This window comes from Delftia sp. (assembly GCF_059499305.1).
In genome coordinates, this window is sequence record NZ_JCABYI010000020.1 from 18,129 (window position 1) to 43,446 (window position 25,318).

The 25,318-nt window shown below is 67.6% G+C and carries 25 protein-coding genes; 20 read left to right on the forward strand and 5 right to left on the reverse strand.

The window, feature by feature from the left end:
• The first annotated feature begins 2 nt into the window (after nucleotides 1-2).
• The 3 genes from AC5I49_RS10885 to AC5I49_RS10895 are packed head-to-tail and all read left to right on the forward strand — an operon-like array spanning nucleotide 3 to nucleotide 3,627.
• Nucleotides 3-842, forward strand: a complete 840-nt coding sequence (locus tag AC5I49_RS10885) for an ABC transporter ATP-binding protein (RefSeq protein WP_277848612.1) — start codon at nucleotides 3-5, stop codon at nucleotides 840-842.
• The gene (locus AC5I49_RS10890; RefSeq protein WP_016454676.1) at nucleotides 839-2,266 is read left to right on the forward strand and encodes an ABC transporter permease; all 1,428 of its coding nucleotides are present in this window, start codon (nucleotides 839-841) and stop codon (nucleotides 2,264-2,266) included. Before AC5I49_RS10885 ends, AC5I49_RS10890 begins: the two co-directional genes overlap by 4 nt.
• A complete protein-coding gene (locus AC5I49_RS10895) occupies nucleotides 2,263-3,627 on the forward strand; it encodes a DUF3526 domain-containing protein (protein ID WP_016450442.1) in 1,365 nt (454 codons plus the stop codon). Before AC5I49_RS10890 ends, AC5I49_RS10895 begins: the two co-directional genes overlap by 4 nt.
• Before the next feature lie 100 nt (nucleotides 3,628-3,727).
• Here AC5I49_RS10895 and AC5I49_RS10900 read toward each other — a convergent pair whose 3' ends face one another.
• From AC5I49_RS10900 to AC5I49_RS10910, 3 genes are all read right to left on the reverse strand, one after another.
• Nucleotides 3,728-4,153, reverse strand: a complete 426-nt coding sequence (locus tag AC5I49_RS10900; RefSeq protein WP_016450441.1) for a Fur family transcriptional regulator — start codon at nucleotides 4,151-4,153, stop codon at nucleotides 3,728-3,730.
• A gap of 733 nt (nucleotides 4,154-4,886) precedes the next feature.
• A complete protein-coding gene (locus tag AC5I49_RS10905; RefSeq protein ID WP_061289876.1) occupies nucleotides 4,887-5,663 on the reverse strand; it encodes an SDR family oxidoreductase in 777 nt (258 codons plus the stop codon).
• 105 nt (nucleotides 5,664-5,768) lie between these two features.
• Nucleotides 5,769-6,656, reverse strand: a complete 888-nt coding sequence (locus AC5I49_RS10910) for a LysR family transcriptional regulator (RefSeq protein ID WP_016450439.1) — start codon at nucleotides 6,654-6,656, stop codon at nucleotides 5,769-5,771.
• A 123-nt stretch (nucleotides 6,657-6,779) separates the two neighbouring features.
• Between AC5I49_RS10910 and AC5I49_RS10915 the strand changes: the two genes are divergently transcribed.
• The 14 genes from AC5I49_RS10915 (at nucleotide 6,780) to AC5I49_RS10980 (ending at nucleotide 20,376) form a co-directional block, all read left to right on the forward strand.
• Nucleotides 6,780-7,652 (forward strand): amidohydrolase family protein, encoded by an 873-nt coding sequence (locus tag AC5I49_RS10915; protein WP_016450438.1) that lies wholly within the window; start codon nucleotides 6,780-6,782, stop codon nucleotides 7,650-7,652.
• Nucleotides 7,649-8,650 carry a tripartite tricarboxylate transporter substrate binding protein gene (locus AC5I49_RS10920; RefSeq protein WP_495789303.1) on the forward strand — a complete coding sequence of 334 codons (1,002 nt, stop codon included), beginning with the start codon at nucleotides 7,649-7,651 and terminating at the stop codon, nucleotides 8,648-8,650. The genes AC5I49_RS10915 and AC5I49_RS10920 overlap by 4 nt, the downstream gene beginning before the upstream one ends.
• Nucleotides 8,651-8,833: 183 nt before the next feature.
• Nucleotides 8,834-9,349, forward strand: coding sequence for a hypothetical protein (locus AC5I49_RS10925; RefSeq protein WP_016450436.1), 516 nt, complete (start codon nucleotides 8,834-8,836; stop codon nucleotides 9,347-9,349).
• A gap of 180 nt (nucleotides 9,350-9,529) precedes the next feature.
• Nucleotides 9,530-10,654 carry a 4-oxalomesaconate tautomerase gene (locus AC5I49_RS10930; RefSeq protein ID WP_016450435.1) on the forward strand — a complete coding sequence of 375 codons (1,125 nt, stop codon included), beginning with the start codon at nucleotides 9,530-9,532 and terminating at the stop codon, nucleotides 10,652-10,654.
• Between the two features lie 101 nt (nucleotides 10,655-10,755).
• On the forward strand, nucleotides 10,756-12,132 hold the full coding sequence (locus AC5I49_RS10935) for an MFS transporter (protein ID WP_016454680.1): 1,377 nt from the start codon (nucleotides 10,756-10,758) through the stop codon (nucleotides 12,130-12,132).
• A 37-nt stretch (nucleotides 12,133-12,169) separates the two neighbouring features.
• The gene (locus tag AC5I49_RS10940; RefSeq protein ID WP_016454681.1) at nucleotides 12,170-13,198 is read left to right on the forward strand and encodes an amidohydrolase family protein; all 1,029 of its coding nucleotides are present in this window, start codon (nucleotides 12,170-12,172) and stop codon (nucleotides 13,196-13,198) included.
• Between the two features lie 32 nt (nucleotides 13,199-13,230).
• Nucleotides 13,231-13,914, forward strand: a complete 684-nt coding sequence (gene ligK / locus AC5I49_RS10945; protein ID WP_012206250.1) for a 4-carboxy-4-hydroxy-2-oxoadipate aldolase/oxaloacetate decarboxylase — start codon at nucleotides 13,231-13,233, stop codon at nucleotides 13,912-13,914.
• A gap of 10 nt (nucleotides 13,915-13,924) precedes the next feature.
• Nucleotides 13,925-14,842: an amidohydrolase family protein gene (locus tag AC5I49_RS10950; RefSeq protein WP_016454682.1), complete on the forward strand. Its 918-nt coding sequence runs from the start codon at nucleotides 13,925-13,927 to the stop codon at nucleotides 14,840-14,842.
• A 48-nt stretch (nucleotides 14,843-14,890) separates the two neighbouring features.
• On the forward strand, nucleotides 14,891-15,349 hold the full coding sequence (ligA, locus tag AC5I49_RS10955) for a protocatechuate 4,5-dioxygenase subunit alpha (RefSeq protein WP_016450431.1): 459 nt from the start codon (nucleotides 14,891-14,893) through the stop codon (nucleotides 15,347-15,349).
• Nucleotide 15,350: 1 nt separating this feature from the next.
• Nucleotides 15,351-16,220, forward strand: a complete 870-nt coding sequence (locus AC5I49_RS10960) for a class III extradiol dioxygenase subunit beta (protein WP_047472058.1) — start codon at nucleotides 15,351-15,353, stop codon at nucleotides 16,218-16,220.
• Between the two features lie 82 nt (nucleotides 16,221-16,302).
• A complete protein-coding gene (locus AC5I49_RS10965) occupies nucleotides 16,303-17,262 on the forward strand; it encodes a Gfo/Idh/MocA family oxidoreductase (protein ID WP_046987399.1) in 960 nt (319 codons plus the stop codon).
• A 167-nt stretch (nucleotides 17,263-17,429) separates the two neighbouring features.
• Entirely contained in the window at nucleotides 17,430-18,314 is an 885-nt protein-coding gene (locus AC5I49_RS10970; protein ID WP_016451438.1) for a hypothetical protein, read from the forward strand.
• A 65-nt stretch (nucleotides 18,315-18,379) separates the two neighbouring features.
• Nucleotides 18,380-19,276 (forward strand): sugar phosphate isomerase/epimerase family protein, encoded by an 897-nt coding sequence (locus AC5I49_RS10975; protein WP_016450427.1) that lies wholly within the window; start codon nucleotides 18,380-18,382, stop codon nucleotides 19,274-19,276.
• A gap of 74 nt (nucleotides 19,277-19,350) precedes the next feature.
• Nucleotides 19,351-20,376: an aldo/keto reductase gene (locus AC5I49_RS10980; protein ID WP_043792810.1), complete on the forward strand. Its 1,026-nt coding sequence runs from the start codon at nucleotides 19,351-19,353 to the stop codon at nucleotides 20,374-20,376.
• Nucleotides 20,377-20,392: 16 nt separating this feature from the next.
• Here the strand turns inward: AC5I49_RS10980 and AC5I49_RS10985 are convergent, their stop codons facing one another.
• Nucleotides 20,393-20,830 (reverse strand): nuclear transport factor 2 family protein, encoded by a 438-nt coding sequence (locus AC5I49_RS10985; protein WP_495789304.1) that lies wholly within the window; start codon nucleotides 20,828-20,830, stop codon nucleotides 20,393-20,395.
• A 17-nt stretch (nucleotides 20,831-20,847) separates the two neighbouring features.
• A complete protein-coding gene (locus AC5I49_RS10990; RefSeq protein ID WP_012206241.1) occupies nucleotides 20,848-21,618 on the reverse strand; it encodes an IclR family transcriptional regulator domain-containing protein in 771 nt (256 codons plus the stop codon).
• Between the two features lie 186 nt (nucleotides 21,619-21,804).
• On the opposite strand from AC5I49_RS10990, the gene AC5I49_RS10995 reads away from it, so the two are divergent.
• The 3 genes from AC5I49_RS10995 (at nucleotide 21,805) to AC5I49_RS11005 (ending at nucleotide 25,311) form a co-directional block, all read left to right on the forward strand.
• Entirely contained in the window at nucleotides 21,805-23,199 is a 1,395-nt protein-coding gene (locus AC5I49_RS10995; RefSeq protein WP_016450424.1) for an MFS transporter, read from the forward strand.
• A 35-nt stretch (nucleotides 23,200-23,234) separates the two neighbouring features.
• Nucleotides 23,235-24,068, forward strand: a complete 834-nt coding sequence (locus tag AC5I49_RS11000) for a shikimate dehydrogenase family protein (protein WP_495789305.1) — start codon at nucleotides 23,235-23,237, stop codon at nucleotides 24,066-24,068.
• Between the two features lie 91 nt (nucleotides 24,069-24,159).
• Nucleotides 24,160-25,311: a porin gene (locus AC5I49_RS11005; RefSeq protein ID WP_495789306.1), complete on the forward strand. Its 1,152-nt coding sequence runs from the start codon at nucleotides 24,160-24,162 to the stop codon at nucleotides 25,309-25,311.
• The last annotated feature ends 7 nt before the right edge of the window (nucleotides 25,312-25,318 follow it).

Consider the following 25,318-nt stretch of genomic DNA (forward strand, 5'->3'; position numbering starts at 1 on the left):
CCATGCATCCATCCCTTCCTGTTTCTTCCAACCCCACTTCTGCCTCCTCGCCCGTGCTCCAAGCACTGGGCGCCGTGGTGGACTATGGCGAGCGCACCATCCTCCAGGGCCTGGACCTGGCCGTGCATGCCGGCGAGATCTATGCGCTGCTGGGCGCCAACGGCGCGGGCAAGACCACCACGCTGAGCCTGTTCCTGGGCTTTGTGCGGCCGCGCAGCGGCCAGGTGCGCGTGCAGGGCGTGGACCCGGTGACGGCTGCCGCGCAGGCGCGCGGCCTGATCGCCTATATCCCCGAGAACGTGGCGCTGTACGAGCACCTGAGCGCGCGCGAGAACGTGGCCTATCTGCTGGACCTGGCGGGCCAGCCCGCCAGCAGGGATGCCATCGGCCAGGCCTTGTCCGCTGCAGGGCTGGATGCGGCCGCGCATGACCGGCGCGTCTCGGGCTTTTCCAAGGGAATGCGGCAGAAGGTGGCCATTGCGCTGGCGCTGGCACGCAAGGTGCCGGCGCTGCTGCTGGACGAACCCACTTCGGGCCTGGACCCGCAGGCCACGGCCGAATTCAGCCGGCTGATCACGCAGCTGCGCGGCCAGGGCGTGGCCATTCTCATGGTCACGCACGACCTGCTGGGGGCTGCCGATGTGGCCGACCGCATGGGCTTCATCGCGGGCGGCAGGCTGGTGGAGGAGGTGGCGGCCCGTGGGGAAGAGCGCTTTGACGTGCGGGCACTGCACCGCCACTACGCGGGTACAGGTTCGGGTGCGAGTGCAAACGCAAACGCACACGCACACGCACACGCAGACGCAGACGCAGACGCAGGCGTGCAGGGGGCCGCGGCATGAGCACGGCCTGGACCATTGCACGCGAGGAATGGCGCCTGCTGCTGCGCGACCGCGTGGCCGTGCTGGGCATGGTGCTGTGGCTGCTGCTCGGTGCTACTGCCGCCTTCACCGCCTGGGACCAGCGCAGCGCGGCCCAGGCCCAGCGCGAACGCCACCAGTCGCAGGTGGACCATGAGTTCGAGGCCCAGCCCGACCGCCATCCGCACCGCATGGTGCACTACGGCCATTTCGTGTTCCGCCCGCTCAATCCGCTGGCGGCCTTCGATGCGGGCATAGACGCCTACACCGGCCACACGCTGTTTCTCGAAGGCCACCGCCAGAACAGCGCCAACTTCGGCGATGTGCGCCAGTCGTCGCTGCTGCTGCGCTTCGGCCAGCTCACGCCGGCCTTTGTGCTGCAGGTGCTGGCACCGCTGCTGCTGATCTTCGTGGGCCATGCCTGCATCGCGCGAGAGCGCGAGGCCGGCACCTTGCGCGTGCTGCTGGCCCAGGGCGTGGGCATGCGGCAGTTCGTGGCCGGCAAGCTGCTGGCGCTGACGGGCGTGGCGGCCCTGGTGCTGCTGCCCGCCTTGCTGGCCCTGGCCTGGATGGCGGTGGCCACGCCCGTGCCCATCAGCCTGGTGGCCGCGCTGGCGGCTGGCCATGTGCTGTGGCTGCTGCTGTGGGCCGTGGGCATCACCGCGGTTTCGGCCCTCATGCGGCGCGGGCGCGATGCCTTGCTGGCCCTGCTGGCCGCCTGGGCCATTGGCGTGGTGCTGGTGCCCCGGCTGGCGCCGGAGCTGGTGGGCGCGGCCCTGGCATTGCCCACGCGCTTCGAGACCGATATCGCCACGGCGCGCGAGCTGGCGGCGCTGGGCGACAGCCACAATCCCGACGATCCCTACTTCGCCGCCTTTCGCGCCAAAGTGCTTGCACAGTACGGCGTGTCGCGTGTGGAGGATCTGCCCGTCAACTACAAGGGCCTGGTCGGCATGGAGGGCGAGCGGCTGACCAGCGAGCTCTTCAGGCGCCATGCCGAGGCCAGCTTCGATCTGCAGGCCCGGCAACTGCGCAGCGCCGACGGCTTTGCCCTGGTCAGCCCCTTGATTGCGCTGCGCCGCCTGTCCATGGCCGTGGCCGGCACCGACCTGCAAGGCTATCGGCGCTTTCTGGAGCAGGCCGAGCAGCATCGCTACCGCATGGTGCAGGCGCTCAACCAGCTGCAGGTGGACAAGCTCAGCTACGCGGGTGACCGTTCCAGCCGAGACAACCGCATCAGCCACGAGCACTGGCGCGGCGTCTCCGACTTCCATCACGAGCCCGATCCGCCGCTGGCGGCCTTGCGCCGCGCGGCACCCGCAGCCTGCGTGCTGCTGGGATGGCTGGCGGCGCTGGCGGCCGCCTTGCTGGTGGCCACGCAACGTCTGGGGAGGGTGGTGCGATGAGCTGGCTACGACATGAATGGCGTCTTCTGACGCGCTCGCGCCTGGCGCTGTGCGCCCTGGCCCTGCTGCTGTTGCTGTCCACGCTGGCCGTGCTGTCGGGCCTGCGCGAGATCTCGTCGCAGCGCCAGACCCTGGACCGTCTGGCCCAAATGCAGCAGCAGGAAATGGCGGCCCAGGCAGGTCGGCATGCACAGTCCGGCGATGCGGGCTCGGTGGCCTACTACGGCTTTCACAGCACCTGGGATGCACCGTCGTCCACGGCCTTCCTCGCCCTGGGCCTGCGCGATGCCGCGCCCTATGTGCTGCGCGTGCGTGCCCTGGCGCTGCAGGCGCAGCTGCATGAAGGCGAGAGCTTCAACCCCGAACTGGCGCTGGCGGGCCGCTTCGACTTCGCCTTTGTGCTGGTCTACCTGGCGCCGCTGTTCCTGATTGCACTGCTCTACGACCTGGTCTCGGGCGAGCGCGAATCGGGACGCCTGGGCACGCTTCAGGCCATGCCCGGCAGCGGGCGCCGGCTGTGGCTGCGCCGTGCGGGCCTGCGTTCGGTGCTGTTGCTGGCATGCCTGGCGCTGCCGGCCCTGGCAGGGGCATTGGCCAGTGGTGCGCAGGCGGGTGCCATCGCCTCCGTGCTGCTGAGCGCCACGGCCTATGTGGCCTTCTGGAGCGGGCTGTGCCTGGTGGTCGCCACGCTGGGCGGCAGTTCGGTGGCCAACGCCATGGCCCTCATGGGCTGCTGGGCCGTGCTGACCCTGGTGCTGCCCACGCTGGCCAATGCCGCGCTGTCGCGCGCCGTGCCCGTGAGCCAGGGCGTGGAGCTGATGCTGGCCCAGCGCCAGACCGTGCATGGTGCCTGGGACCTGCCGCGCGAGCAGACCATGGAGCGCTTCTTCCGCAACCACCCCGAATGGCGCAACACCGCGCCGCTGCCTGCGGGCTTTCACTGGAAGTGGTACTACGCTTTCCAGCAGCTCGGTGATGAAAGCGTCGCCCCCCAGTTCGCCGCCTATCGGGAAGGCCTGCAGGCGCGCCAGGCCTGGACCGGGCGCCTGGGCTGGCTGCTGCCCGGCGTGGGCGTGCAGGCCGCATTGCACCGCCAGGCCGGCACCGACCTGCTGGCGCAGCTGGCCTACCAGGACGACATTGCCGCCTTCCATGCGCGGCTGCGGACTTTCTTCTATCCCTATCTGTTCGAGGACCGTCCATTCGGCGCGAAGGACTTTGCAGCGCAGCCGGTCTTCACGGCCAGTCCGCGCCATGCGCCGCAGACCTGGGGTCAGGTGGCGATGCTCTGGGCGGTGGCTGCACTGGCCTTGCTGGCCGGGGGCGTTGCCGCAGGCCGCGTGCGGCCGGGCAGGCGCTGAGGCAGCGGACCGGGGAAAAAGAAACAGCCATGGCGCAGGGAAGGCCTGCGCCATGGCTGTCGGCTTGCCGATGCCTGGGCCTGAGGCCCGGGGCCCGCCGCTACTGCACGTTCTGGTGGCAGTCGCTGCAGATGCCGTACATCGTCATCTCATGGCGCTCCACCACAAAGCCTTCGGGCACGATGCGCTGCATGTCGCCAAGGCAACCGGGCACGTTGAACACGCGGTTGCAGCTCATGCAGCGGAAATGGTGGTGATGGGCGCGGCCGCTGAGTTCGTAGCGCGTGGCCTCGCCGGGCAGGTCCACGGCCTGCACCTCACCGGCTTCCATCAATTGCTTGATGTTGCGGTACACCGTGGCCAGACCGATGGCCGGCACCTCGCGCTGCGCTGCGCCCAGGATTTCAGCGGGGAGCAGGGGGCGCCCAGCCTCTTCCATGACCGTGCGTATCGAACTGCGCTGGCGGGTCGAGCGTTCCATTGGCCTGAACAAGCGCTCCACGATGGGCTGAGTGTGTCTAGTCATGGTAGTTCCGTTATTTACTATAACAATCTCGACGCGATTAATCAGTGTTCACGAACGCTCACAGCCGAAATGGAACTGTGCCTGCCTGTAGCTCCTGCAAGCATGGGTATGCAATCCCTGCAACGATTCTTTTCTTCAAAGAGAAAAAATCACATCGGACGGACAACAGGTATTCCATTCTTGCGGTTTTGCGCGAGTATATGTCGTGAGCATTCGATGGACCTTGTGCGAAGGTTAAATACCATAGCCGTCCACAATGCTGTAATGGGATGTAATTGATCTATTGTCTGAAGAATGCTTGAAACAAGGGTTGTGCGGGACTTCGCGCAGGTCCTGAATCCGACGGTAATTGCTGGAGACGCGATGCAATGGATTGCATGGGCAGTGTATTACCGATTCAAGCAGATTGCCTCAATGCACCTCGTTTGTCCATCATCCATTCCCTGGAAGAAAGGTGCGGCCATCCCGTAATGGTTCATGTCACCCCATGTCGATTCAGCATCCGGGCACCATTTGCCGAGCAGTTGCTTCGTCGTGAATTGCGTGGTCAGAAAACATCAGCCAGCTCCTTGGCCACGATGCGGGAATGAACAGCGAAAGCGCAAGCATCGTTTCCAGGGGAATTATTGGGGCAGGAATGCCACTTTCAAAACTCCCCTGATAAAGCCGCCGCAGGCGACCGGAAGATCCGAGCGGGCCGCCATTGCCGCGACGGCTTTGGCGGGGCCTTGCTTCAAGTCCGTTGGATGGACACACCGCCATCGACCACCATGGCCGTTCCCGTGACGAAGCTGGATGCATCCGACGCCAGGAACAGCGCTGCCGCTGCAATCTCCGCCGGTGTGGCTAGGCGCTTGAGGGCGTGCAGGTTTTCGACAAAGGCGCGTGCCTCGGGCGTGGGGGTGCTGGCGCGGCCCATGGGCGTGTCGGTGCCGCCGGGCAGCAGGGCGTTGGCCCGCAGGCCGCGGGGGCCGTATTCAGCCGCGATGACCTGGGTGAGGCCGACGAGGCCGGCCTTGCTGGCGGCATAGGCGCCCATGCCGGGCAGGCCCGCCGAGTAGCCCACGAAGGTGGAGGTGAAGATCAGCGAGCCGCCGCCGCGTGCCAGCAGGGCCGGTATCTGGTGCTTGGCGCCCAGAAAGGCGCTGGTGAGATTGGTGGCGATGGCCTCCTGCCAGGCCTGCAGCGACAGGTCGGGCAGGGCGCAGGGATCGCCCGTCATGCCGGCATTGTTGAAGGCGATGTCCAGGCCGCCAAAGCGCGCCGTGGCGGTTTCGACCAGGGCCCGGGCCAGCGGCTCGTCCCGCACGTCGCCGGCCAGCGCGATGGCCTGGCCGCCGTCCTGCTCTATCTCCGCCACCAGGGCCTGCAGTTCCGGCTGGCGGCGGGCCGTGAGCACCAGCCTGGCGCCGTGGCGTGCGAACAGCCTGGCGGCTTCGCGGCCTATGCCTGAGCTGGCGCCCGTGATGAGGGCGACTTTTCCGTGGAGTTGCTGTGACGATGGCTGCATCTGGCACCTTTTCTTTCCGTGAATGAGGGAAAGCGGTTTGTAGTGCGGCGCAGGCGCGGGCGCATCCCGTTTCTTGCACCGGTGCGGCGCCAATGCGGGCCGCACTCAGTCTTTGCCCAGGTCCAGGTGTGCGAACAGGTCGGCCAGCGTGGGCGTGGAGCGTGCGGGCCAGATGGCGCTGAGGTCCAGGCTGGGCAGGGACCGGCCATCGCGCACTTCGCAAAATCGCACGCCGCGAAAGTCCATGGAGCGTATCCAGCTGGGCAGCAGTGCCACGCCGCAGCCGCCGGCCACGCAGGCCAGCACGGTGAGGGTCCGGTTGGCCTCCTGCGCCACATGGGCTTCGTGGCCTGCCTTGCGCAGCGCGTCGAGGATGCCGGCGTGCAGCACGGGCAGCTGGGCCTGCGGGTACATGACCAGCCCGGCCTCGGCGATCTGCGCCAGGCTGACCTGGCCGTCCTCGCCGATCTGGAATTCGTCGGGCACGGCGGCCACCAGGCGCTCGCGCAGCAGCTGGCGCTCGCGCATGCGCCCGCCCACGGCCACGGGTGTGTGCATGAGGCCGATGTCGATGGCGCCGGTCTGCAGGGCCTCGGCCTGCTCGGCATTGCTCATCTCGCGCAGGATGACGCGCACGCCGGGCGCCTGCTGCCGCAGCGCGCGCAGGGCGCGGGGCAGGGTGCCGAACAGCGCCGAAGACACCAGGCCCACGGTGAGCTGGCCTGCACTGCCCCTGGCGATCTCGCGCGCGCGGCTGGCGGCGGCATCTATGCGGGCCACGCTGGTGCGCACGTCATCCAGCATGGCCAGGGCGGCCGGCGTGGGCAGGGCGCCCTGGCGCGAGCGCTGGAACAGCTGCACGCCCAGGTCTTTCTCCATGCGGGCCAGGGTCTGGCTCAGCGCGGGCTGGGCAATGCCCAGCCAGTCGGCTGCGCGGCTGACGCTGCCCTGGTCCACCACCGCCAGAAAGTAGCGCAGATGCCGGGTTTCCATATCGATCCAGTATGAATAAATCCATTTTGAAGAATGGAAATATATATCCCCTCTTCCTAGAATCCGGCCGCATACCCCCTGCGCCGCATCCTGTGCCGCGCCACCCGCAAGGAGTTTTTCCCCGTGTCTGCCCTGCCCAGGTTCGCCATTGCGTCCAGCGTCGATACCCATGCCCATGTCTTCGAGCGCGGCCTGCCCATGCCCGATGTGCGCCGCTACGCGCCCGACGCAGATGCGTCCCTGGCCACGTATCTGCAGCACCTGGACACGCACGGCCTGGCCTATGGCGTGCTCGTGCAGCCCAGCTTCCTGGGCACGGACAACCGCTACATGCTCCAGGCCCTGCGCGCCGGGCCGCAGCGCCTGCGCGGCGTGGCCGTGGTCGATGACAACACGGGCGAGGACCACCTGCAGGCCCTGGCCGATGCCGGCGTGGTGGGCATGCGCCTGAACCTGATCGGCCTGCCTTTGCCTGATCTGAATGCGCCCGGTTGGCGCCGCGTGCTGGAGCAGGCCAACACCCTGGGCTGGCATGTGGAGCTGCACCTGCAGGCCGGGCGCTTGCCTGACCTGCTGCCCACCCTGCTGGCCGCCGGCTGCCGCGTGGTGGTCGACCACTTCGGGCGTCCTGACCCGGCCCTGGGCGTGCGCGACCCTGGCTTTGGCTATCTGCTGCAGCAGGCCGGCAGCGGCCGTGTGTGGGTCAAGCTGTCCGCGCCCTACCGCATCTGGCCCGCCGCCGACTGCGCCGCCTCGGGGCGGCAGGCCACCGCGCAGTTGCTGCAGGCCTTTGCGGCCGAGCGATTGCTCTGGGGCAGCGACTGGCCGCACACCCAGCACGCGGGCCAGGCCAGCTATCCGGCGGCCGTGCGCTGGATGCACGACTGGCTGGACCCGCTGGACGATGCCGCCTCGCTGCAGGCCGTGCTGGGCCGCAGCGCCGTCGAGCTGTTCCGATTTCCGAGCCCGATTCAAACCCAAGGAGACACACCATGAAATCCCTGTCCAGACGCACCGCCGGCCTGTGGGCGGCCGCAGGCCTGATCTCGGCCGTTGCCGGCATGGCCGCGCCAGCCGCTGCGGCTGCAGCGGCCAACTACCCCGAGCGCCCCGTCACCCTGGCCGTGACCTATCCGCCGGGCGGCACCGTCGATGTGGTGGCGCGCCTGATCGGCCCCCGTCTGTCTGCCGAGCTGGGCCAGCCCGTGGTGATCGAGAACCGGGGCGGGGCAGGCGGCATGATCGGCGGCGCCCAGGTGGCCAAGGCCCAGCCCGACGGCTACACCCTGATGCTCGATGCCTCCAACCACGCGCAGAATCCCGCCATCCACGCGCGCATGCAGTTCGATACGCTCAAGGCCTTCGCGCCGGTCTCACTGCTGCTGCGCGTGCCCAATGTGCTGGTGGTGGCGCCATCGTCCCCCATCAAGAGCGTGCAGGACCTGATCCAGGCCGGCCGCTCCGAGGCGGGCGGGCATCTGTACTTTGCGTCGGCAGGCCCGGGCTCGGCCCAGCACCTGGCGGGCGAGCTGTTCAACCTGCTGGCCAGGACGCAGCTGCACCATGTGGCCTACAAGGGCGGCGGCCCGGCCATGATGGACGTGATGTCGGGCCAGGTGCCGCTGATGTTTGCCAGCATGGGCTCGGCCTGGCAGCACGTGAAGACCGGCAAGCTGCGCGCGGTGGCCGTGGGCGGGCTGGAGCGCTCCAAGGCCGCCCCCGAGCTGCCGACCATTGCCGAGTCGGGCGTGCCCGGCTACGAGACCTACGAGTGGAACGCCATCTTTGCGCCGGCCGGCACGCCGCCCGCCATCGTGAACCGGCTGTCCACGGTGCTGGCCAAGGTGCTGCGCGAGCCTGCCATTGTGGAGCGGCTCGCTGGCATAGGTGCCGAGCCCATAGGCTCCACGCCGGCCGAGCTGGAGACATTCCGCCGCGCCGAGATCGCCAAATGGCAGAAGGTGGTGAAGGATTCCCGGCTCAGGCTGGACTGAGCGCGTGCAGGCCAGAAAGCGGACCATTGCGGTCTGCTGTACACCGCAGGCAGCCCTGGCGCGTTGAGCAGGAACGGGCGCTGGCTTGAACGGGTTCTTACACCTTTTCAGGCGCAACGGCCCATGCGGCCCCAGGCGCTTGGTAGAAACGGGGCCTTTCCTGTTTCACCCCTTCAAAAGAACATGGCCATGCTTACCTTGCGATCCACCTTGCGCGCCGCGGCCGCCCTTGCGCTGGCCTGCTCGGCCCTTGCGGCCCAGGCGCAGACCTATATCAGCGGCTCGGTCTCGGGCCAGCTGGCTCCGGGTGTCTACGGCACCGTGGACATAGGCAATGCCCCGCCGCCGCCGCTGCTGTACCAGCGGCCCGTCATCATCGCGCCGGCGCCCATGGCCCCGCCGCCGGTCTACATGTGGGTGCCGCCCGGCCATGCCAAGCACTGGGGCAAGCACTGCGCACGCTACGGTGCCTGCGGCCGCCCGGTGTACTTCCTGCGCAATCCGCCGCCGCACTGGCGCGCCGGGCCGCCGCGCCACGATCCTCGCTGGCGCGAGGAGCGCCGCCACCGCGAATGGGAGCACCGCCGCGATGACCGCCGCTGGGACCGCCACGACCGCCATGATCGGCATGACCGCCACGACGACCACCGCGGCCGCGGGCATGGCCATGATCGCGGCCGGGGCCATGACCGCGATTGAGCGGCACTGCGCCCCAATAAGTTGTATCAAGCAGTTGCGGCGCCCCGGCGTCGCAGCCTGCGGCCCAGGCTTGGTGTTGAGCTATGCCGGTTTGCTATAGCTGCTAGCGGGCTTGCCCAGTAGTGCCTGGCCCGCGCCATGCTCACAATAGCTGTCATACCCATACTGATAGAGACAGCCATGCAAACGGCCATTCCCTGCCTGCTGATGCGGGGCGGTACTTCCAAGGGCCCTTTCTTCCGGGCCAGCGATCTTCCCTCCGACCTGCCCACGCGCGACCGCGTGCTGCTCGCGGCCATGGGCTCGCCCGACAGGCGCCAGATCGACGGCGTGGGTGGCGCGCATCCGCTGACCAGCAAGGTCGGCATCGTCAGCCTCTCCGACAAGGAGGGCATAGACCTCGAATTCCTCTTCGCCCAGCTGCAGCCCGACAAGGACACGGTGGACACCACGCCCAACTGCGGCAACATGCTGGCCGGCGTGGTTCCCTTTGCGCTGGAGACCGGCATGGTGCAGCCGCGTGGCGAGACCAGCACCTTCCGCGTGCTGACACTCAACACCGGCATGGCGGCCGACATCACCGTGCAGACGCCCGGCGGCCAGGTCGAGTACGAAGGCTCGGCCCGCATCGACGGCGCGCCCGGCAGCTCGGCACCCATCGAAATCAGTTTCCTGGACACGGCCGGCTCGGTCTGCTCTGGCCTGCTGCCCACGGGCAAGCCCCGGGACACGGTCACGGTGACGGGCGAGGGGTTCGAGCCCTTCACGCTCGACGTCACCTGCATAGACAACGGCATGCCGCTGGTGATCTTCAAGGCGTCCGATGTGGGCGCCACCGGGCAGGAGACCGTGGCCGAGCTCAACGCCGACACCGACCTCAAGCGCCGCATCGAGGCGCTGCGCCTGCAGATCTCGCAGACCATGGGCCTGGGCGATGTCTCGGCCAAGAACTATCCCAAGATGACCCTGATCGCGCCGCCCCAGCATGGCGGCGCGCTGACCACGCGCAGCTTCATCCCCCATGTCTGCCATGACGCCATCGGCGTGCTGGCGGCCGTCACCGTGGGCACGGCGGTGAAGATGCCGGGCACCGTGTGCGAGGGCGTGGCACAGCTGCAGCAGGGCACGGGTCCGCTCACCGTCTCGGTGGAGCATCCCACGGGCGAGTTCAGCGTCACGCTGGACAGCGACCCGGCCCATCCCGACGTAGTGACCAAGGCGGCCCTGCTGCGCACGGCGCGCCTGCTGATGCGTGGCGAGGTCATGGTGCCGCGCTCGGTCTGGGACGGCCGCAGGCAGGACTGAAGAAACAGCGCAGGGGCTTGCCGGCCCCTGCGGTGCAAGGGGCGGGCCGCGCGCGCAGATGCGGTATCCGCCAGGCTGAGAGACAGTGGAAGAGACAAGTCATGACATCCGTCCAGAAGGACGCCGCAGCAACCGGCGTCAATGTGCAGACCCTGCTCAACGAGCACCCGTTTTCGGGATTCCAGTGGGTGATCTTTGCGCTGTGTTTCCTGATCGTTCTGCTCGATGGCTTTGATACGGCGGCCATCGGCTATATCGCGCCCTCGCTGATCACCGAATGGGGCGTGAGCAAGCCCGCGCTGGCGCCCGTGCTCAGCGCTGCGCTGTTCGGCCTGGCCGCAGGCGCGATCTTCTCGGGCCCGCTGGCCGACCGCCTGGGCCGCAAGACCGTGCTCGTGGGCTCGGTCGCAGTGTTTGCCGTGGCCTGCCTGGGTTCCGGCTTTTCCCCCGACATCTGGACCCTGGCCGTGCTGCGCTTCGTCACCGGCCTGGGCCTGGGCGCCGCCATGCCCAATGCCGTCACGCTGATGAGCGAGTACTGCCCTGATTCGCGCCGTGCCACGCTGACCAACGCCATGTTCTGCGGATTTCCGCTGGGCGCGGCCTTCGGCGGCTTTCTGGCGGCCTGGATGATCCCGCATTTCGGTTGGCGCAGCGTGCTCATCCTGGGCGGTGCCGCGCCGCTGCTGCTGCTGGTGGCCCTGGTCGTGCTGCTGCCTGAATCCGTGCGCCACATGGTGGCCAACAACTACCCGGCCGATCGCATCCGCAAGGTGCTGGCGCGCATTGCCGGTGATGCCGTGCAGGGCGTGCAGCGTTTCGTGCTGACCGAGGCCAGGCCCGAGGCCCAGGCCGGCAGCGGCATGGGCGTGGTGCTGTCGCGCCAGTACCGCGTGGGCTCGGTGATGCTGTGGATCGCCTACTTCATGGGCCTGGTCATCTTCTACGCGCTGATGAACTGGATGCCCGTGCTGTTCAAGGAAGCGGGCCTGGACCCCAAGACCGGCACCCTGGTGGCGGCGCTGTTCCCGCTGGGCGGCGTGGGCGCCGTGCTGTTCGGCTGGCTCATGGACCGCTTCAATGCCAACCGCATCATCGCCATCGGCTATGCGCTGACGGCGGCCTCCATCTGGTGGATAGGCCAGACGGCCGGCCACCTGGGCTGGCTGGTGGTGGCCGTCTTCCTGGCCGGCACCATCATGAACACCGCCCAGTCGTCCATGCCGGCGCTGGCCGCCGCCTTCTATCCGACACGCGGCCGCGCCACGGGCGTGGCCTGGATGCTGGGCATCGGGCGCTTCGGCGGCATCGCGGGCTCCTTCCTGGTGGCCGAGCTGTCGGCGCGCCACATGGCCTTCAGCGAGATCTTTGCCGTGGTGGCCATTCCTGGCGTGATCGCCATGGCCGCCCTCATCATCAAGCAGTACAGCAGTCCCGAGCCGCAGGGCGGCGCGGTGCCTGCCACGCCCCTTCATTGACACATTTCCACCCCATAAAGACGCAGGAGACCCTCCGATGATCATCGACGTACACGGCCACTACACCACCGCGCCCGCGGCCCTGGGCGCCTGGCGCGACCTGCAGATCGCGGGACTCAAGGACCCGTCCAAGGCCCCGCGGGCCAGCGAGCTGAAGATCAGCGACGACGAGATCCGCGAGACCATCGAGACCAACCAGCTCAAGCTGATGAAGCAGCGCGGCTCCGATCTCACCATCTTCAGCCCGCGCGCCAGCTTCATGGCGCACCACATCGGCGACTTCGAGACATCGAGCACCTGGGCCGCCATCTGCAACGAGCTGTGCTACCGCGTCAGCCAGCTGTTCCCCGATCACTTCATCCCGGCCGCCATGCTGCCGCAGTCGCCCGGGGTGGACCCCAAGACCTGCATTCCCGAGCTGGTCAAGTGCGTGGAGCAGTACGGCAACGTGGGCATCAACCTGAACCCCGATCCGTCAGGCGGCCACTGGACCTCGCCCCCGCTGTCGGACCGCTCCTGGTACCCCATCTACGAAAAGATGGTGGAGTACGACATCCCGGCCATGGTCCACGTCTCCACCAGCTGCAACGCGTGCTTCCACACCACGGGCGCCCACTATCTGAATGCCGACACCACGGCCTTCATGCAGTGCCTGACCAGCGACCTGTTCAAGGACTTCCCCACGCTCAAGTTCCTGATCCCCCATGGCGGCGGTGCCGTGCCCTACCACTGGGGCCGTTTCCGCGGCCTGGCGCAGGAACTCAAGAAGCCGCTGCTGGACGAGCACCTGCTCAACAACATCTTCTTCGACACCTGCGTCTACCACCAGCCGGGCATCGACCTGCTGACCAAGGTGATCCCGGTCAAGAACATCCTGTTCGCCAGCGAGATGATCGGCGCCGTGCGCGGCATCGATCCGACCACGGGCCACTACTACGACGACACCAAGCGCTACATCGAGGCCACGGCCAACCTCACCGAAGAGGAGCGCTACCAGGTCTACGAAGGCAACGCGCGCCGCGTGTTCCCGCGCCTGGACGCCGCCCTCAAGCAAAAGGGCCTGTAGGCAGGCCGCCACCACAGATCAAGGAGAACACCATGTACGAACTCGGTGTGGTTTACCGCAACATCCAGCGCGCCGACCGCGCGGCCGCCGACGGCCTGGCCGCCCTGGGCTCGGCCACCGTCCACGAGGCCATGGGCCGCGTGGGCCTGCTCAAGCCCTATATGCGTCCCATCTACGCGGGCCAGCAGGTCTCGGGCACGGCCGTCACCGTGCTGCTGCAGCCCGGCGACAACTGGATGATGCATGTGGCCGCAGAGCAGATCCAGCCCGGCGACATCGTGGTCGCGGCCGTGACCTCGGAATGCACGGACGGCTACTTCGGCGACCTGCTGGCCACCAGCTTCCAGGCGCGCGGCGCGCGTGCACTGATCATCGATGCCGGCGTGCGCGACGTGAAGACGCTGCAGGAAATGAACTTCCCCGTGTGGAGCCGCGCCATCTCCTCCAAGGGCACGATCAAGGCCACGCTGGGCTCGGTCAACATCCCCGTGGTCTGCGCAGGCATGTGGGTCACGCCCGGCGACGTGATCGTGGCCGACGATGACGGCGTGGTCTGCGTGCCCGCCGCCAAGGCCGCCGAAACCCTGGCTGCCGCGCAAAAGCGCGAGAGCTTCGAGGGCGAGAAGCGCGCCAAGCTGGCTTCCGGCGTGCTGGGCCTGGACATGTACAAGATGCGCGAGCCGCTCGAAAAGGCCGGCCTTCGTTACATCGATTGAAGGAGGGAATATGAGCGCTTTTGAAAAGACCCCCGGCTGGCTGGACTGGTACGCCGGCCCCTCCAAGCCCAAGTTCCAGGTGCCCGCAGGCGCTGTCGATGCCCACTGCCACGTCTTCGGCCCCGGCGATGAATTCCCGTTCGCGCCCGAGCGCAAGTACACGCCCTGCGATGCCAGCAAGCAGCAGCTGTTCGCGCTGCGCGACCACCTGGGCTTTGCGCGCAACGTCATCGTGCAGGCCACCTGCCACGGCGCCGACAACCGCGCCATGGTCGATGCCTGCAAGGCCGCCGGCGGCAAGGCGCGCGGCGTGGCCACGGTGCGCCGTAGCGTGACCGACGAGGAACTGCAGGAACTGCACGCCGCCGGCGTGCGCGGCGTGCGCTTCAACTTCGTCAAGCGCCTGGTGGACTTCACGCCCAAGGACGAGCTGATGGAGATCGCGGGCCGCATCGCCAAGCTCGGCTGGCATGTGGTCATCTACTTCGAGGCCGTGGACCTGCCCGAGCTGTGGGATTTCTTCACCAGCCTGCCCACCACCGTGGTCGTGGACCACATGGGCCGCCCCGACGTGAGCAAGCCCGTGGACGGGCCCGAGTTCGAGCTGTTCCTCAAGTTCATGCGCGAGCACCAGAACGTCTGGAGCAAGGTCAGCTGCCCCGAGCGCCTGTCCGTCACCGGCCCCAAGGCGCTGGACGGCGAGCAAAATGCCTACCGTGACGTGGTGCCCTTCGCCCGCCGCGTGGTCGAGGAATTCCCCGACCGCGTGCTGTGGGGAACCGACTGGCCCCACCCCAATCTGAAGGACCACATGCCCGACGACGGTCTGCTGGTCGATTTCATCCCGCACATTGCACCGACTGCCGAGCTGCAGAAGAAGCTGCTGGTCGACAACCCCATGCGTCTGTACTGGCCCGAAGAAGCCTGATGGCGACCATGTCCGGCCTGGGTGCCGGACATATTCAAGGAGATATCCATGGCATTGGACAAACCCTATCTGGACGTGCCCGGCACCATCATTTTTGATGCCGAGCAGTCCCGCAAAGGCTACTGGCTCAACCAGTTCTGCATGTCGCTGATGAAGGCCGAGAACCGCGAGCGCTTCAAGGCCGACGAGCGTGCCTACCTGGACGAATGGGCCATGAGCGAGGAGCAGAAGCAGGCCGTCCTGGCCCGCGATCTGAACTGGTGCATGCGCACGGGCGGCAACATCTACTTCCTGGCCAAGATCGGCGCCACGGATGGCAAGAGCTTCCAGCAGATGGCCGGCTCCATGACCGGCATGTCGGAAGAGGAATACCGCAACATGATGGTGAGCGGAGGCCGTTCGGCCGAAGGCAACCGCCGCGTGGGCGAGGAGGGCGATGCCCAGGCCCACCGCCAGCCGCAGGGCAAGGCCGGCAGCGTGGACAAGAACAACAAGGAAGGCAACTGACATGGCGCGCATCACCGCATCCGTCTACACCTCGCATGTGCCCGCCATCGGCGCGGCCATGGACCTGGGCAAGGTGGGCGACCCCTATTGGCAGCCGCTGTTCAAGGGCTTCGAGCACTCGCGCCAATGGCTCAAGGACAACAAGCCCGACGTGATCTTCCTGGTCTACAACGACCACGCGACCGCGTTCAGCCTGGACTTCATCCCGACGTTTGCCATCGGCACGGCCGCGGAATACCAGCCCGCCGACGAAGGCTGGGGCCCGCGCCCCGTGCCCAAGGTCATCGGCCATCCGGAACTGGCCAGCCACATTGCGCAGTCGGTGATCCAGCAGGACTTCGACCTGACCATCGTCAACAAGATGGACGTGGACCACGGCCTGACCGTGCCGCTGTCGCTGATGTGCGGCGAGCAGGACGCGCGCACGGGCGCCTGGCCCTGCCCGGTGATTCCGTTTGCCGTCAACGTGGTGCAGTACCCCGTGCCGTCGGGCCAGCGCTGCTTCAACCTGGGCCGTGCCATCCGCCGCGCCGTGGAAAGCTTCGACGAAGACCTGAACGTGCAGATCTGGGGCACGGGCGGCATGAGCCACCAGCTGCAGGGCGCGCGTGCGGGCCTGATCAACAAGGAGTGGGACAACCGCTTCCTGGACCTGCTGATCGAGAACCCTGCCGGCCTGGCCAAGATGCCGCATATCGACTACGTGCGCGAGGCCGGCTCCGAAGGCATCGAGCTGGTGATGTGGCTGATCGCGCGCGGCGCCATGGCCGATGTGGACGGCCCCGCGCCGCTGCCCAAGGTCAACCACCGCTTCTACCATGTGCCGGCATCGAACACCGCTGTCGGACATCTCATCCTGGAGAACGGCTGAGGCCCCCGCGTTCATCACTGCGTGTATTCACTGCCCCCCGAGGGGGCCTTCGCCTCCTTGAGGCGGCTCTACGGAGACTCATATGAGCAACAAGACCATCAAAGTCGCCCTGGCGGGCGCCGGTGCCTTCGGCATCAAGCACCTGGACGGCATCAAGAACATCGACGGCGTGGAAGTCGTCTCCCTGGTGGGCCGCGAGCTGGCCAAGACCCAGGAAGTGGCCGACAAGTACGGCATCCAGCATGTGACCACCGAGCTGGCCGACAGCCTGGCCCTGTCCGAGGTGGACGCCGTGATCCTGTGCACGCCCACGCAGATGCATGCCGCCCAGGCCATCGAATGCCTGAAGGCCGGCAAGCATGTGCAGGTGGAGATCCCGCTGGCCGACAGCCTCAAGGACGCGCAGGCCGTGGCCGATCTGCAAAAGCAGACCGGCCTGGTGGCCATGTGCGGCCACACGCGCCGCTTCAACCCCAGCCACCAGTGGGTGCACAAGAAGATCGCGGCCGGCGAGTTCAACATCCAGCAGATGGATGTGCAGACCTACTTCTTCCGCCGCACCAACATGAACGCGCTGGGCCAGGCCCGCAGCTGGACCGACCACCTGCTGTGGCACCACGCCGCCCACACCGTGGACCTGTTCGCCTACCAGGCCGGCAGCCCCATCGTGAAGGCCAACGCCGTGCAAGGCCCCATCCACCCGGAACTGGGCATTGCCATGGACATGAGCATCCAGCTCAAGGCCGCCAATGGCGCCATCTGCACGCTGAGCCTGTCGTTCAACAACGACGGCCCGCTGGGCACCTTCTTCCGCTACATCGGCGACACCGGCACCTACATCGCGCGCTATGACGACCTCGTCAACGGCAAGGAAGAGAAGATCGACGTTTCCAAGGTCGACGTGTCCATGAACGGCATCGAGCTGCAGGACCGCGAGTTCTTCGCCGCCATCCGCGAAGGCCGCGAGCCCAATTCCAGCGTGGCCCAGGTGCTGCCCTGCTATCAGGTCCTGCACGATCTGGAAAAACAGCTCACCCCCTGAGCCGCTTCGCGTCTTCCCCCTGAAAGGGGGACGACACCCTCGGTGCGGGGCGGCCCTTCCTCGGTGTCTCTGAGTTGGGCCGCGCCAGTTTTACGCGTATTTGATCGTAGGAGAGCGATGCCACTTGGGCGTGGCACGACGATCATGTTTCCACCCGGAGTACCGCAATGACCGATTCCTCCTCCAGCAGCCGGGAAGACGTGCCCGAGGCGTCCAATCGCCTCGGGATCGACGGCATAGAGTTCATCGAGTACACGACCAGCCAGCCCCAGGCCCTGGGCCAGGTGCTGGAGGGGCTGGGCTTTCGCCCCGTGGCGCGGCACCGCTCGCGCGAGGTGACGCTGTACCGGCAGGGGGACATGAACCTGGTGGTCAATGCGGGCGCCGCCGATGTGCTGGCCCATGCCGCGTCCGACGGGCAGCCCGTCATCTCGGCCGTGGCGCTGCGCGTGCAGGATGCCCTGCAGGCGCATACGCGCTGCATCGAGCTGGGAGCCTGGGCGGCGCCCAGCCAGGCCCAGGCGATGGAGCTGCACATTCCGGCCATCCACGGCCCGGGTGGCAGCCGCTTCTACTTTGTCGATCGATGGCAGGAGTTCTCCATCTATGACATCGACTTCAAGCCCGTTGCCGGGGCCGATCCCCATCCGCCGGCGCTGGCCGGCCTGGGCTATTTCGGCGTGGTCCAGTACATAGGGCGTGGCCGCAGCGCCGACTGGATCACCTACTTCGAACGCATGTTCGACTTCCACCTGCTGCCCGATGCGCAGCGCTTCGGCATCCTGCCCAAGGGCAAGCTCATGCGCAGCCCCTGCAAGCGCTTCCTGTGGCAGCTCATCGAGCCCGATCCGGGCCTGGAGTGGGACGACATGCCCGAGCGCCTGCAGCGCATCGGCCTGGGCACCACCGACGTGCCTGCTGCCGTGCAGGCCTTGCGCCAGCGCGGCGTGGAGTTCGTGGAATCGAGCCGCCTGCACCCCGATGACCGCGGCGCGCTCACGCGCAACGCCATGGGCACCGTGGTGTTCGAGCTGGTGCACCGCGACGCCTAGCGCAAAGCCTGGCGCGCCGCCGTCCGATTCAACCGCCGATACACACAACGATCCTGGAGGGCAACATGGGCTTGCTGGACAGCTATGGCATGGACACCATCACTCTGAATGGCTCACTGGAGGCCAAGCTCGACGCCATCCGGCGCGCGGGCTTCACCCAGGTCATGCTCAGCGCGCGCGACCTGGCCGGCCACCCGGGCGGCGTCAAGGCGGCAGCGGCGGCCGTGCGCGCCAGCGGCCTGCGGCCCACGGGCTTTCAGGTGCTGCGCGACTTCGAGGGCCTGTCCGACCACCTGCACCACTACAAGGTGGACATCGCCAAATCCATGCTGGAGATGTGCGCCGAGATCGGCAGCCCCGTGCTGCTGGCCTGCTCGTCCACCTCGCGCCATGCCACGGGCGATCTCGACGTGATTGCGCGCGACCTGCGCAAGCTGGCCATGCTCGGCATTCCGCTGGGCGTGAAGATCGCCTACGAGGGCCTGTCCTGGGGCCGCAACGTCAACGAATTCACCACCAGCTGGGACGTGGTCTGCCGCGCCGACATGTCCAACCTGGGCATCGGCCTGGACTCCTTCCACATCCTGGCCGCCAAGACGCCGCTGGATGCGCTGGAGCTGATCGACCGCGACAAGATCTTCCTGGTGCAGCTGTCCGACTTCATGTGGCATGACGCGCCCACCTTCGAGGAACGCATGGCCACGGCGCGCACCTTCCGCGTGTTTCCGGGCGAGGGCGTGCACAGCGAGCGCCTGGCCGACCTGGTGCTGCGCCTGGACCGCCTGGGCTACCGTGGCGACTACAGCTTCGAGGTCTTCAACGACGACTACCAGCAACTGCCGCTGGACACCGTGGCCGAGCGCGCGCGCCGCAGCGCGCAGTGGCTCAACGACGACGTGCTGCACCGGCCCGTGCCGCTGCCGGCCTGGGCGCGCACGGGCGTGCGGGGCGCTGCGGTTTGACGGCAAAATCGTTGTGCGAATGCACTGCAAGGGAGCGCCGGCCGCTCCCTTTCTTCTTTTCCCTGTGAGCCACCATGACCAACCTGTCCACACGAAACCTGGGTCCCTTCTCCGTCAGCGCCGTCGGCCTGGGCTGCATGAACCTCAGCCACGCCTATGGCCATCCGCCGTCGCCCGAGCAGAGCAGGGCCGTGCTGCATGCGGCGCTGGACGCCGGTGTCACGCTGTTCGACACGGCGGCGCTGTATGGCTTCGGCGCCAATGAATCCCTGGTCGGCCCCGTGCTCAAGTCCCACCGCAACCACATCACCCTGGCCAGCAAATGCGGCATGGCCGGCGTGCGCGGCGACGACGGCGTGGTGCGCCGCGTGATCGATGGCCACCCCAGGACCCTGCGCCGCAATTGCGAAGACAGCCTGCAGCGCCTGGGCACCGATGTCATCGACCTCTACTACCTGCACCGCTGGGACCGCCGCGTGCCCATCGAGGAATCGGTGGGCGAGATGTCGCGCCTGGTGGAAGAGGGCAAGGTGCGCGCCCTGGGCCTGTCCGAGATCGGCGCCGACGCGCTGCGCCGCGCCCATGCCACCTTCCCCATCGCCGCGCTGCAAAGCGAGTATTCGCTGTGGTCGCGCAATGCCGAGCTGGGCACGCTGCAGGCCTGCAAGGAACTGGGCATTGCCTACGTGGCCTTCAGCCCGCTGGGCCGCGCCTTCCTCACCGGCAAGCTCCAGGAGGTCCAGGGCCTGGTCAAGGGCGATATCCGCGCCGCCATGCCGCGCTTTGCGCCCGAGGCCTATGCGAAGAACCTGCAGCTGCTCGCGCCCATGCAGTCCATTGCCGAGCGCGCCGACTGCACGCTGGCCGAGCTGGCCATCGCCTGGGTGCTGCACCAGGGCGAGCATGTGATTGCCCTGCCGGGCACCACCAGCGTGGACCACCTGCACGAAGACCTGCGCGGCGGCGCCGTGCGCCTGGATGCGGCCCTGCTGGCTGAACTGGACGACCTCTTCAAGCCCGAGCGCATCCAGGGCGACCGCTATGCCGTGGCCTCGCAGCGCGAGGTGGATACGGAAAAGTACGCGTTCGAGACCGTCTGAACACGCCGCAGGCCGCTCATGGCATGGATGCGGCCAGGTCGAATGGCGCCGTGGGCGTGCCCTGGTGGAAGCGCATCTGCCAGCCCCGCGCCGTGCGCAGCCAGACCGAAGAGCGCAGCGTATGCCGGCCGGCCGTTCCATCCTCGGCCACGCTGGCCGAGCGGTAGGTCAGCAGCGCGCTGTCCGGTCCCAGGCGCGCCAGCGCAAAGCCGCCTGACACCAGCCGGGCAGGGGCCTGTGCTGGCAAGGCGTCCGCCAGGCTGTCCACGGTGGCGGCCCGGTCGTGCACGCCGCCCGAGCGGCCGAATTCCAGGAAGTCTTCATGCAGCAGCGCCTGCAGCTGGCCTGCGTCCGATCGCACCTGCGGATCGTGCAGCCGCACTTCCAGTGCCTGCAGATGCTGCAGCAGATGGTCGTCGCCGCCATGCATGTCCAGGCCAGGAAGTTGCGCCATGGCCGTGTCGTTCACCATCAGATCAGATCCCGCATGGCCTGCGCCGTCTCGCGCAGCATGGGCAGCACGCGCGCCACGGCGTCCTTGCCGGTTTCGCGGCCCATGGGCATGGTGATGTTGAGGGCGCCGGCCAGCGCGCCGTGGCGGTCGCGCAGCGGCACGGCAATGCCGCGCGAGTCCAGGTTCAGCTGCTGCTCGCACAGGGCCCAGTCCTGGGTGCGGATCAAGGCCAGCTCGCGGCGCATTTCGGCGGGGCAGGTGATGGTGTGCGAGGTGAAGACCGTCAGCGCGCGGTTGTCCAGCCAGTGCTCCAGCTCGGCGTCACTGCGCATGGACAGCATCAGCATGCCGGCCGCCGTGACCTGGGCCGGCACGCGCGCGCCCAGCACGTAGCCGGTGTTCATGTTGCGGTTGGGTCCGTTGCGCGCGATGTAGACCACCTCGTCGTCGTCCAGCACCGCCAGGTAGGCGGTTTCATGGGTGCCGGCGGCCACGCGCTGCAGGAACGGCTGGACGATGCGCGGCAGCCGCGCCGACTCCAGGTACGACTGCCCCAGCCGCAGCACGCGCGGCGTGAGCCAGAACAGCTTGCCGTCCCCCGCCACGTAGCCCATGTGCTGCAGCGTCAGCAGGTAGCGCCGCGCGGCGGTGCGCGTCATGCCCGTGCGCTGGCCAGCCTCGGCGGCCGTCATGCGCGGGTGGGCGTCGTCAAAGGCTTCGATGATCGATACGCCGCGTTCCAGTCCGGCAATCCAGTCGCGCTGGGCGAGGGTGGAAGGTGTTGTCATGACGGTTTTGATTTTTCCGTATTAACCCTGGGTGCGTGCGATTATCGAACAGCGCGGTGCGATCAGCGCACATGCCTTTCGAAATTGGCTTGGGCGCATCCATAGGCGGGAACTACATTTTTTACATCCCGCCGGCCTGGCCGCAAGCATCGGGCAGGGGCCTTTTCTACATGGAGGAGACAACACATGAGCGCAACCCCGATACACACACAGCCCACCGGGCACCAGCCGCGCAAGGCCGCCACCAGCGGCTGGATAGGCTCGGCCCTGGAGTACTACGACTTCTTCATCTACGCCACGGCGGCTGCGCTGATCTTTCCGCAGATCTTCTTTCCGCAGGGTGATCCGGCGATTGCCATCATCGCCTCGCTGGCCACCTATGGCGTGGGCTATGTGGCGCGGCCCATCGGCGCCTTCGTGCTGGGCCACCTGGGCGACACGCACGGGCGCAAGCAGGTGCTGGTGTGGTGCATGTTCCTGATGGGCTTTTCCACCATCGCCGTGGGCCTGCTGCCCACCTATGACCAGGTCGGCCTGTGGGCGCCCGCGCTGCTGGTGCTGATGCGGCTGATACAGGGCTTCGCGGTGGCCGGCGAGATCTCGGGCGCCAGCTCCATGATCCTGGAGCATGCCCCGTTCGGGCGGCGCGGCTTCTTCGCCAGCTTCACGCTGCAGGGCGTGCAGGCCGGCCAGATCCTGGCAGCGGCCGTGTTCCTGCCGCTGGCGCACTACATGCCTCCCGAGCAGTTCAACAGCTGGGGCTGGCGCATTCCCTTCATCCTGAGCTTCGTCGTCATCATCGCGGGCTGGATCATCCGCCGCGAGGTCAACGAGACCCCGGCCTTCACCGCCGCAGGCCGCAGCGAGGCGCGTCCGCGTTCGCCCGTGGTCGAGGCCTTCCGCCACCATTCGCCCGACATGCTGCGCGTGGTCTGCATGGCGCTGATGAACGTGATCCCGGTGGTGGCCACCATCTTCGGCGCGGCCTACGCCGTGCAGCCCGCCTACGGCATCGGCTTCGCCAAGGACATGTACCTGTGGATTCCCGTGGTGGGCAACATCGTCGCGGTGCTGGTGATCCCCATGGTGGGCAACCTGTCCGACCGCATCGGCCGGCGCCCGCCCATCATCTTCGGCGCGCTGCTGTCGGGCCTGCTGGCCATCGGCTACCTCTACGCCATCAGCGAACGCAACATGCCGCTGGCCTTCGCCATGTCCATCCTGATGTGGGGCGTGGTCTACCAGGGCTACAACGCGGTGTTCCCCAGCTTCTACCCCGAGCTGTTCCCCACCCGCACCCGTGTCTCGGCCATGGCCATCTCGCAGAACGTGGGCACGGCCATCACCGCCATGCTGCCCGCGCTGTTCACGGCCGTGGCGCCTCCGGGTGCGCACAACATCTGGCTGACCGTGGGCCTGATCGCCTTCGGCATCACCGTGGTGGCCGCCCTGGCCGCGTGGAGCGCCCGCGAGACCTACCGCGTGCGCATGGAAGACCTGGGCGAGGCCGGTGCGCAGCCCGTGGCAGCTGCCGAGTACGACCGCCTGCGCAACCAGGCCCTGGCCCAGTCCGGCCGCTGAATCCTGCAACCCAAGGCATCCGAAGGCCCCAGGAAATGATTTCCGGAAAAACCACCCTCATCGCCCACATCGGCGACCCGACCGAGACCTTCAAGTCGCCCATGATCTACAACCCATGGTTCGACAGCCGGGGCATTGATGCCTGCGTCGTGCCCATGGGCGTGAAGGCGGCGCATTTCGCCGGCGACTTTGCCGCCATCATGCGTTTCACCAACCTGCGCGGCGCGCTGATCACCATGCCGCACAAGGTGTCCGTGGTGGACCTGGTGCACGAGGTCACGCCCGCCGTGCACATTGCAGGCGCCTGCAATGCCGTGCTGCGGCGCGAGGACGGCACGCTGCTGGGCGACCAGTTCGACGGCGCGGGCTTTGTGCGCGGCGTGCTGCGCAAGGGGCGGCAGTTGCAGGGCGCGCGGGTGCTGATTTCCGGGGCGGGTGGAGTGGGCTCGGCGATTGCCGCCTCGCTGGCGGCGGCCGGCGTGGGCGAGCTGATGCTGTTCGACACGCGGGACGAGAGCGCGCAGGCCCTGGCCGGGCGGCTCGCTGCCTACTACCCGAGGATGAAGGTGGGCACGGGCTCCAGGGACCCGCAGGGCTTTGACGTGGTCGTCAACGCCACGCCGCTGGGCATGAAGGACGATGACCCGCTGCCGTTCGATGTGCAGCGCATCGCACCCGCCGCCTTTGTGGGCGAGGTGGTGATGAAGTCCGAGTTCACGCCGCTGCTGCGCGCCGTGCGCGACAAGGGCTGCGACTTCCAGGTGGGCACGGACATGCTGTTCGAGATGATTCCCGCCTACCTCGAATTCTTCGGCTTCGGCAGCGCCACGCCCGACCAGCTGCGCGCCACCGCCCACATCTCCTACTGATCCAGCCGACAGACAACCGGCCCTGGATGCGTCCGGGGCAGGGCGCAGCCACGCCCGAAAAAGCATTTTTCACAGAGAAGGAGACAAGACCATGCAACAGCAAATGCACCAGACACCGCGAGTGCCGCAGCGCGGGGCCCTTCGCATCCTGGCCCTGGCCACCGTGCTGGGCGCCTGGGGCGCGGGTGCCCACGCCCAGTCCTCGGTCACCATCTACGGCAGCGTGGACCAGTACATCAACCACATGCGCAGCAGCTCGGGTGCATCCATGACCACGCTGGAGGACGGTGCCCTGCTGCGCAGCCGCCTGGGCTTTCGCGGGCAGGAAGACCTGGGCGGTGGCCTGTACGCGAAGTTCCAGCTGGAGATGGGCATCAACGCCGACAACGGCACGCAGGCCGACAGCACGCGCGGCTTCGACCGCCAAAGCTGGGTGGGCCTGGGCGGCGGCTGGGGCGAGGTGCGGCTGGGCCGGCAGAACACCGTGATCTTCGGGCGCGGCGACTACATCGACTTCACCTCGCGCACGTTGGGATCGATGGTCAACAACTTCGGCGTGCCCTCGCGCTTCGACAACGACATCTCCTACACCTCGCCGCGCATGGCCGGCTTCCTGTTCGAGGCCCACTACGCCATGGCCGAGACCGGTGCTCCAGCGCGCCAGGCCATCTACCAACTGGGCCTGGACTACCTGAACGGCCCCTACCGCGTGGGCTATGCAGGCCTGTATGCGCGTGCGCCGCAGAGCGCGGCCTATACCGACGCGGTCCGCTACGACAACCTCTACGCCAACTACGACTACGGCAAGGGCAAGGTCCAGCTGGCCTTTGTGCGGTCCAACAACAGCACGGCAGGCTCGGCGGGCAACAACACGGGCACGGTGCTGGGCAATGTGGGCGGGCTGGTGGCGGGCACGAACGCCGACGTGCGCCGCTTCTACCGCGTCTGGCAGCTGTCGGCCGACTACCGCGTGACGCCGCAGCTGCGCGTGGGCGCACTGTGGGGCCGCATACAGGATGGCTCGGACAGCGGGCGCGGCGCATCGGGCGGCGCGGTCGCGGCCTACTACGACCTGTCCAGGCGCACCATGCTCTACGCGGTGGCCGAGCAGTTGAAGAACGACCGCAATGCGGGCTTCCGGCTGGCGGCCTCGGGCGGCATGAAGCCCAACTTCACATCGGCCGACGACGTCAACGGCCGCACCATCAAGGGCGTGCAGCTGGGTGTGCTGCACCGCTTCTGAGGGGGCA